Source organism: Ralstonia flatus (genome assembly GCF_958439105.1).
Taxonomy (GTDB): Bacteria; Pseudomonadota; Gammaproteobacteria; order Burkholderiales; family Burkholderiaceae; genus Ralstonia; species Ralstonia flatus.
Genome location: NZ_CAUDLI010000008.1, coordinates 46781 through 61204, shown reverse-complemented (window position 1 = coordinate 61204; position 14424 = coordinate 46781). Strand labels below are relative to the sequence as shown.

The 14424-nt window shown below is 63.3% G+C and carries 17 protein-coding genes; 2 read left to right on the top strand and 15 right to left on the bottom strand.

All coding sequences use genetic code 11. The annotated features are described in order from the left end of the window. Positions 1–14: 14 nt before the first annotated feature. From R2676_RS18030 to R2676_RS18005, 6 genes are all read right to left on the bottom strand, one after another. Positions 15–875, bottom strand: a complete 861-nt coding sequence (locus R2676_RS18030) for an anti-sigma factor family protein (RefSeq protein WP_206274126.1) — start codon at positions 873–875, stop codon at positions 15–17. Positions 876–883: 8 nt separating this feature from the next. Next, on the bottom strand, positions 884–1456 hold the full coding sequence (locus tag R2676_RS18025) for an RNA polymerase sigma factor (protein WP_206274127.1): 573 nt from the start codon (positions 1454–1456) through the stop codon (positions 884–886). Between the two features lie 25 nt (positions 1457–1481). Next, positions 1482–1910, bottom strand: a complete 429-nt coding sequence (locus R2676_RS18020) for a COG4315 family predicted lipoprotein (RefSeq protein WP_206274128.1) — start codon at positions 1908–1910, stop codon at positions 1482–1484. Positions 1911–2018: 108 nt separating this feature from the next. After that, positions 2019–3206, bottom strand: a complete 1188-nt coding sequence (gene ccsB, locus R2676_RS18015; RefSeq protein WP_206274129.1) for a c-type cytochrome biogenesis protein CcsB — start codon at positions 3204–3206, stop codon at positions 2019–2021. A gap of 7 nt (positions 3207–3213) precedes the next feature. After that, the gene (locus tag R2676_RS18010; protein WP_206274130.1) at positions 3214–5421 is read right to left on the bottom strand and encodes a cytochrome c biogenesis protein ResB; all 2208 of its coding nucleotides are present in this window, start codon (positions 5419–5421) and stop codon (positions 3214–3216) included. 112 nt (positions 5422–5533) lie between these two features. After that, complete coding sequence (locus tag R2676_RS18005) at positions 5534–6193, bottom strand: c-type cytochrome (RefSeq protein WP_206274131.1); 660 nt, start codon at positions 6191–6193, stop codon at positions 5534–5536. Between the two features lie 256 nt (positions 6194–6449). On the opposite strand from R2676_RS18005, the gene yihA reads away from it, so the two are divergent. Then, complete coding sequence (yihA, locus tag R2676_RS18000) at positions 6450–7151, top strand: ribosome biogenesis GTP-binding protein YihA/YsxC (RefSeq protein WP_012763149.1); 702 nt, start codon at positions 6450–6452, stop codon at positions 7149–7151. A gap of 150 nt (positions 7152–7301) precedes the next feature. Then, positions 7302–8297 carry a porphobilinogen synthase gene (gene hemB, locus R2676_RS17995; protein ID WP_410482461.1) on the top strand — a complete coding sequence of 332 codons (996 nt, stop codon included), beginning with the start codon at positions 7302–7304 and terminating at the stop codon, positions 8295–8297. Here hemB and dsbD read toward each other — a convergent pair whose 3' ends face one another. The 9 genes from dsbD to infA form a co-directional block, all read right to left on the bottom strand. Then, entirely contained in the window at positions 8298–10130 is a 1833-nt protein-coding gene (gene dsbD / locus R2676_RS17990; protein WP_206274132.1) for a protein-disulfide reductase DsbD, read from the bottom strand. 18 nt (positions 10131–10148) lie between these two features. After that, positions 10149–10487 carry a divalent-cation tolerance protein CutA gene (cutA, locus tag R2676_RS17985; RefSeq protein WP_206274133.1) on the bottom strand — a complete coding sequence of 113 codons (339 nt, stop codon included), beginning with the start codon at positions 10485–10487 and terminating at the stop codon, positions 10149–10151. Positions 10488–10644: 157 nt separating this feature from the next. After that, entirely contained in the window at positions 10645–11043 is a 399-nt protein-coding gene (gene rplQ, locus R2676_RS17980) for a 50S ribosomal protein L17 (RefSeq protein ID WP_024977878.1), read from the bottom strand. A 153-nt stretch (positions 11044–11196) separates the two neighbouring features. Beyond that, the gene (locus R2676_RS17975; RefSeq protein ID WP_004634508.1) at positions 11197–12177 is read right to left on the bottom strand and encodes a DNA-directed RNA polymerase subunit alpha; all 981 of its coding nucleotides are present in this window, start codon (positions 12175–12177) and stop codon (positions 11197–11199) included. 240 nt (positions 12178–12417) lie between these two features. Beyond that, a complete protein-coding gene (gene rpsD / locus R2676_RS17970; RefSeq protein WP_027680270.1) occupies positions 12418–13041 on the bottom strand; it encodes a 30S ribosomal protein S4 in 624 nt (207 codons plus the stop codon). Between the two features lie 203 nt (positions 13042–13244). Beyond that, positions 13245–13646, bottom strand: a complete 402-nt coding sequence (rpsK, locus tag R2676_RS17965; protein WP_003264143.1) for a 30S ribosomal protein S11 — start codon at positions 13644–13646, stop codon at positions 13245–13247. A 24-nt stretch (positions 13647–13670) separates the two neighbouring features. Continuing rightward, on the bottom strand, positions 13671–14036 hold the full coding sequence (gene rpsM, locus R2676_RS17960) for a 30S ribosomal protein S13 (protein WP_004634501.1): 366 nt from the start codon (positions 14034–14036) through the stop codon (positions 13671–13673). Between the two features lie 21 nt (positions 14037–14057). Continuing rightward, entirely contained in the window at positions 14058–14174 is a 117-nt protein-coding gene (gene rpmJ / locus R2676_RS17955; RefSeq protein WP_003264141.1) for a 50S ribosomal protein L36, read from the bottom strand. 30 nt (positions 14175–14204) lie between these two features. Then, the gene (gene infA / locus R2676_RS17950) at positions 14205–14423 is read right to left on the bottom strand and encodes a translation initiation factor IF-1 (protein WP_003264140.1); all 219 of its coding nucleotides are present in this window, start codon (positions 14421–14423) and stop codon (positions 14205–14207) included. Position 14424 lies beyond the last annotated feature (1 nt).

The window sequence follows — 14424 nt, the reverse complement described above, 5'->3', positions numbered from 1 at the left end:
AAAAAAAAGTAGCGCTATTCCTTGCGCGACGCCGGCCCGGTGAATTCGCTGTACTGCCGAAAGACGACTTGCGCCACTTCCAGCAACTGCGCCCGGGCAAGCGGGCCGGCGACCGCAAATCCCAGGCCGTGATCGGCCCAATAGAACGCCATCGGCGGCGGATGATCGGCCGCAGGATGGATTGCTTGCAGCACACGGTTGTCGGGCGCGAGCGTCTCCAGCCGGAAGCCGGTATCGCGGTTGTTCGGCATGCGCCGCAGCTGCACGGAGATGCGCGTGCCGCCCGGCCCCTCGTACATCAGCATGGCCGTGGGCGCATCGGCCACCACCGTCTGGCGCCCGCCGATGAGCCGGTAGCCCAGCGATGTCAGATCAGGCACGTGCAGTTGTGCGTCAAGCCGGCGCGATAGCCACGTGACCAGATGCGCCTCTTCGTCGGCCGGCACTTCCACGATGTGTTTGGACTCCGGCGAAAAGACGACGTGCGAAACGAGGGCATCGTTGGCGAACCGTTGCATGGGCAGGGTGCGTTCGACGGCACCTCGGCTCAGCCAGCCCGCCCCGGAACCGATGGCCAGACACGCCACGCTGAGCGCCGCCACGCCCCAGCCGCGCGTCGCGCCGAAGCCGCCGGCCGTGGGGCGACGTGCTGCCGCAAGGATCGCTGCCGGAATGCGACGCTGCGGCACCGGTTCGTTGAGCAGCGGATCGAGCGCGCGATGCAATTGCGCGTCCGTCTCGCGCCAAGCCGCAACTTCAGCCGCGACCCCGGGGTGCGCGGCAAGATAAGCCTCCACCGCAGCACGGCGCGCCGCAGGCAGACGGCCGTCGGCATACGCATGGAGTTCGTCGATATGAATGGAATTGGAGGACATGGCGAGCCTCACTTCACGCGGTGCAGCATTGCGCTGCTGGCATCGCCGGATGCCGCAATTGCACCCGATGCGGCGGGCGCTCCCTCGAGCGCGACACGCATCCGCTCGCGCGCCCGCGACAGCCGCGACATCACCGTGCCGACCGGCACGCCCAGCACGTCGGCGGCTTCCTTGTAGGCGAATTGCTCCAGACCGACGAGCAGCAATACTGCGCGCTGGTCTTCGGGCAACGTCGCCAGCGCGCGCAGCAGGTCGCGGCGCAAGCCGGGGTCGTCATCGACGGGAATCTCCGGGGGTGCGTCGCTCAGCTCGATCCGGTCAGGCCGGCGCACGGCATTCAGGTGGAGCCGGTGCATCATCGTCAGGAGCCAGGCAAACAGCCCGTCGCTTTCATCCTTCGCGCCGATCGCACCGAGCGGGCCCAACCTCGGCCGCAGCTGGAAGCGCCAGCGGTAACGCCAGGCGCGTTCCAATGTGTCCTGGAGGAGATCGTCGGCACGGCTCGCGTCACGCACCAGGCCGCGTGCGTGTCGGCGCAGGCGTGGCGTGAGCGCAATCAGCCGGCTGGCCAGATCGGACATGGCGGCGTGAGCGACGGCGGCGTGCTTACGGTTTGGCGATGTGCCAAACGTTCATGAAGCCGTCGCCGGTCTGGTCGCCCGGCATCTTGTCCTTGGTCCAGAGGTAAAGCGGCTTGCCGCGATAGGCCCACTGCTTCTTGCCGTCGTCGCGCGTGATGATGGTGTAGTCGCCGGAGGGCTTGTCGGCGTCATTGGCAGCCAGCGGCGGCCAGTTGTCGGCGCACTTGCCGTTGCAGGCGCTCTTGCCGGCCGTGGCGTCGCGGTCGAACGTGTAGAGCGCCATGCCGTGTTGATCGGTCAGCGTGCCGTTGGTCACCTTCACGGCGGACGGCGTGGACGACATCCCCATGCCCATGCCGCTGCAGCCCGCCAAACCGAGGGCGGCGAGCAGCGCGGCGCTGGCCAGCGCGGTGCGCGAGTTGAACCACTTCTGGGAAGCTGCGGACTGGCTCATCTTGTTCTCCTTGGATGGAGGGGCACGCCGATCGCGCCCTCACTGAGCAGTAAACACGCCAGGCGCGTCTTTATTCCAGTCCGCTGAGATTTTTTTGTGACTGACGGCTTACAGCTCGCCGTAGCTGTGCAGGCCCGAGAGGAACATGTTCACGCCCAGGAAGGCGAACGTCGTCACCAGCAAGCCGATCAGTGCCCACCAGGCGGCCATGCGACCGCGCAGACCCTTCATCAGGCGCATGTGCAGCCACGCCGCGTAGTTCAGCCAGACGATCAGCGCCCAGGTTTCCTTCGGATCCCAGCTCCAGTAGCCACCCCAGGCGTCGGCCGCCCACAGCGCGCCGAGAATCGTGGCGATGGTGAAGAACGCGAAGCCGACGGTGATGGCCTTATACATCACGTCGTCCAGGACTTCGAGCGACGGCAGACGATCGGCCAGCACGCCGCGCTCCTTCAGCAGATAAGCCGAGCCCACCATGGCCGACAGGGCGAACGTGCCGTAACCGATGAAATTGGCGGGGACGTGGATCTTCATCCACCAGCTCTGCAACGCCGGCACCAGCGGCTGGATCTCCTGCGCGCCGCGCGACACCGTGTACCACAACAGAAAGCCCACGGCGGCCGACACCACCAGCATCACGAAGGGGCCCAGCGCGCGCGTCTTGTAACGCTGCTCGTAGTACAGATAGAAGAGCGAGGTGATCAACGTAAAGAGGATGAACACCTCGTACAGATTCGAGATGGGGATGTGGCCGATGTCAGCGCCGACCAGGTACGACTCGTACCATCGCACCAGCATGCCGGTCAGGCCCAGCACCACCGCTGCCCAGCACAGCTTGCTGCCGATGGCCCCGCCCGCTTCCCAGCGCAGCGCCAGCCCAATCCAGAAAAACAGCGTGGACAGGAAGATCAGCGCACTCATCCACAGGATGGCCGACTGGCTGGCGAGGAAGTACTTGAGGAAGAAGGCGTGCTCGGCGCGGGCGAGATCCGGGCCATTGGCGCCGGCGTACTGCGAGATACCGAACAGCGACAACACGGCGATGCCGATCGTCAGCACGCGCACCGGCTTCCACGTCCAGCCCAGCCATGCGAAGGCGGGCACGGCGGCAATGAGAATGCCGCGTTCGTAGCCGTCCATGTAGGCGCCGTAGCGCGAGAAGGCGTAACCGGCGCCGGCGGCCAGCATTGCAGCAAACAGCCAGTCAAACCAGCCCAGGCGGCGGAAATACGACGGACGCTGCAGCGCACCCAGATCAGCGCTCGCCACGGTCGTTTGGGGATTGGTCGCTTCCATCACCTGCTCACTTCGTTGGTTTGGGGTCGATGCTCGCTGCACTGGCGGCATCGAGGGCGGCTGGGGCGCCTGCCGCGGCACGGATATCGTGCTTGAGGCGCTCGAACTCGCGGTCGAAGTCGAGCGTGCGGCGCATGGTCGACATGGCGGTCAGCACATGTGCGCCGGAGGCGCTTTCGTTGGCCTGGCCGGATTGCGGCCGGATCCACAGCCACCAGCGGCGCTCTCGCACGTAGAACATGGAAAACACGCCCAGCACCAGCAGCAACGACCCAAGATACACGATGTTTTTCCCCGGCGCACGTGTGAGCTGGAACACGCTGGCCTGCACCTGCTGGAAGTCGCTCAACTGCAGATAGACCGGTGCGCCGTAGAAGACGTTGTCCGACAGCGCGTTGATGGCGCTCTGCAACCACTGGCTGCCCGCGGCATCCACGGTGGGTGCCGGTTGGCCGTCCTGCGCGCGGGCGAGTTGCCACAGTTCCCACATCGAGCTGTTGATGATCTTCATCAGCACATCGGCCGCCTTCTCTCGCTCGCCTTCGGGCACCGACTTCTGCAGGAACGTGGCGACCGCGGCAAAACCACCCTGCGCACCGACGGAGGCGCCGTCCTTGGCATCGGCAGCGCCGGCAAAAAGGTCGAGCGCGCGACGCGCACTTTCCGTCAACTGTTTGCGCAGTTCCGTGCGCTCTTCGCCGGGCATGGAGAGCACCGCAAACCGGCGTGCCGCTTCGCCGCGCATCGCCGGATTCTGCAGCGCGGCGCGCAGGCGCATCCAGTCGGCAACGGTGCCTTGCGCATCGGCGGGAATGCGCAGATAGCGGAACGGCTCGTCCGGCTGCGAGCGCATGCCGGCCAGGAACACCGATTGCCCATCGAGCGTGACCGGCAGCATGTAGTTGCTGAACTCGTGCGCCTGGCCGTTGGCGTCGCGCAGCTTGTACTGCACGGACGGGCCGACGTTGCGCAGATCGCGGTCGCGCGTCATCTTGGTGACGTTGCCCAGCTCCGCGCGCAGACCATTTTCCGCACCGCCCTTCTTGCCGACACCGCGCGCGTCCTGCTTGCCCGAGGCGTCGGTCACCGTTTCCACATTCATCAGGCGGAAGTCGGAGAACTCGACCGTGTAGTCGCCGCCCTTGCCAGTGAGCTTCGAGCTTTCGCCCACGACGCCCGACATGTCGAACGTCTTGGCGTTGTCACCGTGCATCGGATAGCCGATCAGCTTGAGTTTGGAGCCGCCATCTTCAAAGCTCGACTGATAGATCGCCACGCCGTCATACACAAACGGCTTGTTCACCTCCACGCGCGCAGCGGTCTGCTTGCCGGTGCGCCGGTCGGTCACGACGATGTCGCTGGCGAACAGCTTGGGCATGCCGGTCGAGTAATGCTCGACGGTGAACTTCTTGAGCGTGATCATGAACGGCAGATCCTGGATCAGCGCGCCATCCGCAATGTTCAGAATCGCCGTGCTGACCGTCGAACCTTCCGGCACGAAAGCGTTGCCGCGAAAGCCCGGGTTCGACGTCGACAGCCGATGCTCCGGTCCGATATCGCTGATGACCGCATTGCCCTTGATGGGCGACTTGCCGCCAAACCACATCTGCGCGCGGATCATCATGTCGCCGTCGAGCAAGCCGCCGATGCAGATCACGACGATGGCCGTATGCGCCAGGATGTAGCCGATCTTGTTGCCCGCCCCTGCCTTTGCCGCGATGAGCGTCGCACCACCGTCGCGGGCGAACGCCTTGATACGGAAGCCGCGGTTCTGCGCAAGCGCGGCCAGGCGTGCGGTCACGGTGGCGGTATCGACTGGGGAGTCAAATTCGTCCCGATGATGGAACGCGCGCAGGCTGCCCTCGCGCACGTTCTCGCGCCAGGCGCGCATGTCGGCCAGCATCTTCGGGGCGTTGCGCACGATGCACAGCGAGGTCGACACCACCAGGAACGCCAGGATCAGCAGAAACCACCACGCGCTATAGACGGTCGGCAGCGTCAGCGAGCGGAATACATCGGCCCAGAACGGCCCAAACTGGTTGACGTAGTTCGGATACGGGTCGTTCTGCTTGAGCACCGTGCCGATCACGCTGGCGATGGCGATCACCGTCAGCAGGCTGATCGCAAAGCGCATCGACGACAGCAGCTCGACCGTTTCGCGCAACGCGCGACGGCGGGAGCGGATCTGGACGCCGGAAGTGGAGACCGAAGGCATGCGGGGAAGAAACCTGTTCAGAAACGAAAACAGGGTGGCGATGCCAGGCGCATTGCCACCCTGTTCTTCTTATTGATTGTGCGACCGTCACATGACGGCCGGGTGCGGCAGATTAGCGCAGGCCGGCAATGTAGTCGGCCACCGCCTTGATCTGCTGGGCCGTCATGCGACCGGCCAGGTCGTGCATCTGTACGCTGTTCTTGCGGGCGCCGCTCTGGAACGCAACCAGTTGAGCCTCGGTGTATTCAGAGAACTGACCTGCGATACGCGGATACTGCGCCGGGATGCCGGCACCCGTCGGGCCGTGGCAGCCTGCGCACGCCGCGATACCGCGCTTGGCGTCACCGCCGCGATACAGCTTCTGGCCCAGTTCGATGGTGTCCTTGCTCTTGGCCGAACCCGGCTTCCAAGCCGGTTGCTTGCCCAGATAGGCGCCAATGTCCTTCATGTCCTGATCCGACAGCGCGCCGGCATACAGCGACATCACCGGCTGGTTGCGGTCCGTCTTGGCCTTGAAATCCTTGAGCTGCTTTTCGATGTATTCGGCGTGCTGGCCGGCCAGCTTCGGGTTGACGTTCATGGCGCTGTTGCCGCCGGCGCCATGACAACTGGTACACGCGGGCACGCCATTGGCCGGCACACCGGTGTTGAAGATCGTTTCGCCGCGCGCGGCGTCGGCCTTGGCGACTTTTTGCTCTTCGGCATGGGCCACGGAGAAGGCCGATGCCAGGGACAGCGCTGCGACAGCAAAAACGTTCGCGATGCGGTTCATTCGCACACCTTGTTTAGATTGTTTTCGAATGCTGCGTGCGCCGCCCTATGCGGGACCCTGCGGCGCCGGGCGCCCCCTTCTCCTCGTGCCAGTCCCGCGCATGAAAACGGACCGGCCCGGGCCTCGGGGCGGTCCTGCGACGGATCTGGTGGGGACGTCCGTAAACCGCCGTATTGTACAATAACACCTCTGCAATGCGACCTCGCGGCGCAGCAACCACGCAGTTCTGAACTGCAGTTTACAGGTACTGCCGCGCATGTCGCTCCTGCATCAAGCCCGTTTCTTCATCACCGTCAATCATCTGCGTGATTTACCGGCGACCGCCGTGCCGGAAGTCGCGTTTGCGGGCCGCTCAAACGCGGGCAAATCCACCGCGATCAACATCCTGTGCAATCAGAAGCGGCTGGCTTTTTCCAGTAAGACGCCCGGCCGCACGCAGCACATCAACTACTTCTCGGTGATGCCCGCCAAGGCGGAGGACCCGCTCGGCTTCCTGGTCGACCTGCCCGGTTACGGCTATGCCGAAGCCCCCGGCGAGACCAAATCGCACTGGGTTCACCTGCTCGGCGACTACGTCCAGGCGCGCCAGCAACTTGCCGGGCTCGTCATCATGATGGACGCGCGCCGTCCGTTTACCGACCTCGATTGCCAGATGGTCGAGTGGTTTCTGCCGACGGGCAAGCCGATCCACGTGCTGCTCACGAAGGCGGACAAGCTGACCAACAACGACGCCTCGCGCGCGCTCATGGCGGCACGCAAGGTGCTGGCCGATTACCGTGCGCAGATCGACGGTGATGTGTCGCTGACGGTGCAGTTGTTCTCGAGCCTGAAGCGCCGCGGCATCGAAGAGGCGCAGCGAATTGTCGCAGGCTGGCTGTGCCTGCCCGAGGCGCTGGAGCCCCAGCCGCAAGCCGAACAGGCAAAAAAAACCCCGTCGCCAAACGCGCAACGGGGGTAACGACCCCATCGAGCCATCGATGGGAACCCGCGTCAGGGAGGAGCCGCGGGGGACGCTGCATCAGCGTCGCTGGCGCATTGTCCGTGCATAGGATGGATAATCGCGACAAAGGTTTCGAAACTTCACAGTGTGTTCTTAGGGTCTGCTGAAATGATCGCGAGCTTCCCCGACCATCGTCCGCGCCGCATGCGCCGCGACGATTTCTCCCGCCGCATGATGCGCGAATCGCGCCTCACTCCCGACGACCTGATCTACCCCGTTTTCATCCTCGAAGGCACCAACGTGCGCCAGGCCGTGCCGTCGATGCCGGGCGTGGAGCGCGTGTCGATCGATGTGTTGCTGAGCGTGGCCGAGCAGTGCGTGCAGCTTGGCATTCCGGTGCTGGCGCTGTTCCCTGTCATCGAGCCCTCCCTCAAGACGCCGGACGGTATCGAGGCCGCCAATGCGGATGGCCTGATCCCGCGCGCGGTGAAGGCCCTCAAGGCGCGCTTTCCTGAACTGGGCATCCTGACCGATGTGGCGCTCGATCCGTACACGAGCCACGGCCAGGACGGCGTGCTCGACGCCAATGGCTACGTGCTCAACGAAGAGACCGTCGACATTCTGATACGCCAGGCGCTGGTGCAAGCCGAGGCTGGCGTGGACATCGTCGCACCGTCGGACATGATGGACGGCCGCATCGGCGCGATCCGCCTTGCGCTGGAGAACGACGATCACATCTACACGCGCATCATGGCCTACGCGGCAAAGTACGCTTCAGCGTTCTACGGCCCGTTCCGTGATGCGGTCGGCTCGGCGGCCAATCTGGGCAAGAGCAACAAGATGACTTACCAGATGGACCCGGCCAACTCGGACGAGGCGCTGCGCGAAGTGGCGCTCGACATCGCCGAAGGCGCCGACATGGTGATGGTCAAGCCCGGCATGCCGTATCTCGATATCGTGCGACGCGTGAAGGACGAGTTCCGCTTTCCCACGTACGTCTATCAGGTCAGCGGGGAATACGCGATGTTGAAAGCCGCCGCGCAGAACGGCTGGCTGGATCACGACAAGGTCGTGCTGGAATCGCTGCTGGCGTTCAAGCGCGCCGGCGCGAATGGCATCCTGACGTACTTCGCATTGGACGCCGCCCGCCTGCTGCGCGCGTAATCAAGCCGTGGGCTTGACCGCCTGCGTCGTGCCGATTGCGCGGCGCAGGCTTTCCAGAAACGTGTCCGCACGCTCAAAGCCCACCACGCGCGCCTTCAGTTCACGCCCGTGCGTATCGAAGAAGATCGTGCCCGGTGGGCCGAACAAGCCGAAGCGCTTGAGCAGCGCTTGATCATCCGCATTGTTGGCCGTCACGTCGGCCTGCAGCAGCACCACATCGGCAAGCGCCTTGCGCACCCGCGCATCGGTAAAGGTCAGGCGCTCCATTTCCTTGCAGCTGACGCACCAGTCGGCGTAGAAATCGAGCATCACCGCACGGCCGGACGCACTCGCATTGCGGACTTCGGCGTCGAGTTCGGTGATGCTCTTGACGCGCTTAAATGTCACGCCCTGGGTTTCGGCTTGCGCCGATGTCCCTGCCGACGCGCGAACCAGTCCGGACAGCGGCTGGAGGGGATCGCGGCCGCCGGCGGCGACACCGACCAGTTGCGCGGCGCCCGCCAGCGCAAGCACCACCCCTGCAACCTTGCCCAGGCGCTGCACGTTGCCAGCGCCGTCGGGCAACGAATCGAAGGTCCGCAGAAACACGGCGGCGCCGATCAGCAACCCGCCCCACGCGACCATCACTGCCCACGCGGGCAACACGGGCTGCACAATCCACAACGCCACAGCCAGCAGGATGAAACCGAACACAGCCTTGGTGACGATCAGCCAATGACCGGCGCGCGGCAGCAAATTGCCCGCCCCCACACCCACGAGCACAAGCGGCACGCCCATGCCGATCGACATTGCAAACAGCGCCATACCGCCGATCGCGGCGTTGCCGGTCTGCGCGATATAGGCCAGCGCGCCGGCCAATGCCGGTGTGACGCACGGCGACACGATCAACGCCGAAAGCGCGCCCATCACGACTGCTCCCGCAATCTCGCCACCACCATGCTTGCTGGAGGCTTTTGTCAGGTGATCGCGCCAGGCCGCCGGCAACTGCAATTCATACAGACCGAACATCGACAGCGACAGCACCACCATCAATACGGCGAATGCGCCCAGCACCCACGCGTTCTGCAACGCCGCTTGCAGGCCCTGTCCCGCCAAGCCCGCTGCCACGCCCACCGCGGTATAGACCACGGCCATACCCAACACGTACGCAATCGACACGAAAGCGGCGCGGGAACGCGTCGCGTGCTCGCCGACAACGATCGCCGACAGGATCGGCAACATTGGCAGCACGCACGGCGTGAAGGTCAGCAACAGCCCGAGCCCGAAGAACAACGCCGCAATCGCGCCGAGGTTGCCGCTGCCCAGCGTGCTGGCGATGCGGCCGAGTGCGTCGCCGGAACTGGTCTCGCCACTGCCCACGGACGACGCGCTCGGCGACGCTGCAGCAGGCTCGACATGGAATCGGCTCTTCATCGGCGGATAACACAGGCCCTGATCCGCGCACCCCTGCGACGTGACGATCAATGTGAACGGCGCCGTCGCGTTCTGCGTCTTTACATGGAATGCGACTTCATGGCGATAGGTTTCGACGTCCTTGTTGAACGTCTCGTCGAACTTGACCTTGCCCGCCGGCATATCGGAAAGCGCCAGCGTGGTGGTTGCCGGATCCGCCGCGACCGCGAAACGCTCGCGGTACATGTAGTAGCCATCGGCAATGGCGAACTTGATTTCGACAGTTTGGCCATCGACTTGCGCGGCCGAAAAGCGAAATGCCTGTTCAGGCGGCAGGAAATCGTCGGCAGCATGCGCGGACACGCACACCGTCGCCATGGCGACCAGCAGCAATAGGCACTGCACCATGCACCGCACGGACCGGAACGAAGAGAAAGTCATATCAACGGCAATCGAACATCAGTTGGAGCGCAGGCGCGTTTCATCGGCGACCCACGCGAGATACGCAGGCAACCCGGCCGCGAGCGGCACAGCGATGATCTCAGGGACCTCGTACGGATGGGCCTCGCGCAGCGCGGTTTCCAATGCCGGGTAGGCTGCGCGCGTGGTCTTGATCAGCAGAGGAATCTCGGCAGCGTGCTCGATCGCACCATTCCACCAATACGTCGACGCACAAGCCGGCAAGCGATTGACGCACGCTGCTGCACGAGATTCCAGGACGACCTTGGTTACGCGATCCGCGCTGTCGGCATCGGGTAGGTTGGTCAGCACCAGCAGCACTTCGGTTCCGGCAGACATAGGTACCTCACGGATGCTTTCCGACAGGCAAACGCAAAAAATGGGCAACAAAAAAGCCAGGATGTGAATCCTGGCTTCATTGTAATGCGCACAGAAGCACGCATCCTGCAGCTTGCCCAGCGCGACGCCATGTCGCACTGGCAAACCTGGGCAAAGCTTATTCAGCAGCGCCGTCGACTTCCACAGCTTCGGCAACTTCCGGACGATCGAGCAGCTCGACCAGTGCCATCGGCGCATTGTCGCCTTGGCGGAAGCCGAACTTCAGGATACGGGTGTAGCCGCCCGGACGGGTGGCGAAACGCGGGCCCAGCTCGTTGAACAGCTTGGTAACCATGTCGCGGTCGCGCAGGCGGGCGAATGCCAGACGGCGGTTGGCAACGGTGTCCTTCTTGGCCAGCGTGATCAGCGGCTCGACAACCTTGCGCAGCTCCTTGGCCTTCGGCAGGGTGGTCTTGATCAGCTCGTGCTGCAGCAGCGAGTTCGACATGTTGCGCAGCATCGCGAGACGGTGCGACGAGGTGCGGTTCAGTTTCCGCAAACCATGACGGTGACGCATGATGATTCCTTCTTAAAAGTGTTTAACCAGCTCTTCTATCGCCGCCGCTCATACAACATGGCGTGGCGCGGGCCGGTAGCCTTGACAATAAGCCACCCAAACAGCGATGGCGGAAAACCGGCCGATGCTCTCGCACCGGCCGACAATGACAACTTACTTCTCGAGACCTGCCGGCGGCCAGTTCTCGAGCTTCATGCCGAGCGTCAGGCCACGCGATGCGAGGACTTCCTTGATCTCGTTGAGCGACTTCCGACCCAGGTTCGGGGTCTTGAGCAGTTCGTTCTCGGTACGTTGGATCAGGTCGCCGATGTAGTAGATGTTTTCGGCCTTCAGGCAGTTGGCCGAACGCACGGTCAGTTCCAAATCGTCGACCGGACGCAGCAGGATCGGATCGATCTGCGGTGCGCGGGCGGCGGCGGCCTCAGCAGCGCTCTCGGTACCTTCCAGCGCAGCAAACACCGACAGTTGATCAACCAGAATGCGAGCCGACTGGCGAATCGCTTCTTCCGGCGAGATCACACCGTTGGTCTCGATGTTCATCACCAGCTTGTCGAGGTCAGTTCGCTGCTCCACACGGGCAGACTCAACTGCGTACGACACGCGGCGCACCGGCGCGAACGAGGCGTCCAGCACGATACGGCCGATGACCTTGCTCGACTCATCGCCGAACTTGCGAACGTTGCCCGGCACGTAGCCCCGGCCTTGCTCGACCTTCAGTTGCAGGTCCAGCTTGCCACCTGCCGACAGGTTCGCGATGACGTGACCCGGATTGATGATTTCGACATCGTGCGGCAGCTCGATATCGGCGGCGGTCACCACACCTTCGCCTTCCTTGCGCAGCGACACCGTGACTTCATCACGGTTGTGCAGCTTGAACACCACGCCCTTCAGGTTCAGCAGCAGGTTGACGACGTCTTCCTGCACGCCATCGATGGTGGAATATTCGTGGACGACCCCAGCGATCGTGACTTCGGTCGGAGCATAGCCGACCATCGACGACAGCAGCACGCGGCGCAGCGCGTTACCGAGCGTGTGGCCGTAGCCGCGCTCGAACGGTTCCATGACGACCTTCGCGTGATGATCGCCAAGCGGCTCAACCGCAATAATTTTGGGCTTCAGGAGTGCTGTTTGCATTAGGTTGTCCTATTTCAATACCCTCGGCTCGTTACACCGATAAGGCTGACGGATTGGACTGGAAAGGTTCCATCACAAACATTGCGACGGAAGACGCACGTGCCGCAATCGCGTTGCGGCACGTAACGAATCGGATCGGCTCTGCACCGGAGTACTGCCGGCGCAAGAACGCAATGTCGTTGACGATGAGCGTCCCCAGAAAGGCACACGAACCCGCACCTTGCGGTACGGGCGTCGTCATTAACGCGAATACAGTTCGACGATCAGGCTTTCGTTGATATCGCCAGCGATATCTGCACGATCCGGAGCCTGCTTGAAGACGCCTTCCATCTTCTTGGCGTCCACGCTCACCCAGATCGGGAAGCCAGTCTGCTCAGCCAGCGTCAGCGACTCAGCAATACGCACTTGCTTCTTCGACTTTTCGCGGATGGCGATCACGTCGCCCGACTTGACCTGAGCCGACGGAACGTTCAGAGCTTGGCCGTTCACCAGGATCGCCTTGTGCGACACCAGCTGACGAGCTTCTGCGCGCGTCGAGCCGAAGCCCATGCGGTAAACGACGTTGTCCAGACGCGACTCCAGCAGTTGCAGCAGGGTTTCGCCCGTGTTGCCCTTGCGGCGATCGGCTTCTGCGAAGTAGCGGCGGAATTGACGTTCCAGCACGCCGTAGATGCGCTTGACCTTCTGCTTTTCACGCAGCTGGTTGCCGTAGTCGGAGGTGCGAGCGCCGGAAGTGCGGCCGTGCTGACCAGGCTTGCTGTCCAGCTTGCACTTGTCGGCGAGCGAGCGGCGTGCGCTCTTCAGGAAAAGGTCAGTACCTTCGCGGCGAGACAGTTTCGCCTTGGGGCCGGTATAGCGTGCCACGTTGTGTTCCTTCGTTATCAGTCATCCGGGGCGCAGAGGCCTCGGATGGTTCGCTTGCTCAGTCCCAGCAACAGGACCGCTGCGAACAGTGGGCTTATGAAAAGACGAAACCCGCCTTCCGGAAAAACCGGAAGACAGGCAAGCGGGCAAGTATAGCACCCGCAGACCGACCTCGCCAACAGCGGCGCGGCCGGTCGAATCGCTTAGATGCGACGACGCTTCGGCGGACGGCAGCCGTTGTGCGGCACCGGCGTCACGTCTTCGATCAACTGGATCTTGATACCCAGGTTGTTCAGTGCACGGACAGCCGATTCACGACCCGGGCCCGGGCCCTTGATGCGCACTTCCAGGTTCTTGATGCCTTGGTCCTGCGCCACGCGGCCAGCACTCTCAGCAGCCACCTGGGCGGCGAACGGCGTCGACTTACGCGAGCCCTTGAAGCCTTGGCCACCCGAAGTCGCCCACGACAGAGCGTTGCCCTGACGGTCGGTGATCGTGATGATCGTGTTGTTGAACGACGCGTGAACGTGCGCGATGCCGTCGGCGACGTTCTTGCGAACCTTCTTACGCGCGCGCTGGGCGGCGGTATTCGCTGCTTTTGCCATAGTTCCTATCCTTTACCCGACGGATTACTTCTTGAGCGCGACGCCGGCCTTGCGCGGACCCTTACGGGTACGGGCATTGGTGCGGGTACGCTGACCACGCATCGGCAGGCCCTTGCGGTGGCGCACGCCACGGTAGCAGCCCAGATCCATCAGGCGCTTGATGTTCATCGTCGTTTCGCGGCGGAGATCGCCTTCAACGAGGAACTTCTCGATCTCCTTACGCAGCGCGTCCTGGTCCGGATCCGTCAGGTCCTTGACCTTCTTGTCGGTCGGGATGCCAGTAGCCTCGCAAATCTTCTGAGCGCGCGAGCGGCCGATACCGTAGATCGCCGTCAAGCCAATCACGGTATGTTTGTGGTTGGGGATATTGACCCCTGCGATACGTGCCATTCGTCAATCCTCTTTGCGAAATTAGCCTTGGCGCTGCTTATGACGCGGGTCCGACGAGCAGATCACACGCACCACGCCCTTGCGCTTGATGATTTTGCAGTTGCGGCAAATGCGCTTAACAGAAGCCAGCACTTTCATGATTTTCCTCTTCCTTCAATTCCAGTCCGCTCACTTCGCCCGGAATACGATGCGCGCGCGGGACAGATCATACGGGGTCAATTCGACCGTCACCTTGTCCCCGGGCAAGATGCGGATGTAATGCATGCGCATCTTGCCGGAAATATGGCCTAACACTACGTGGCCGTTCTCTAGCTTGACGCGAAACGTTGCGTTGGGGAGGTTTTCCAGTACCTCGCCCTGCATCTGGATCACGTCATCTTTAGCCATG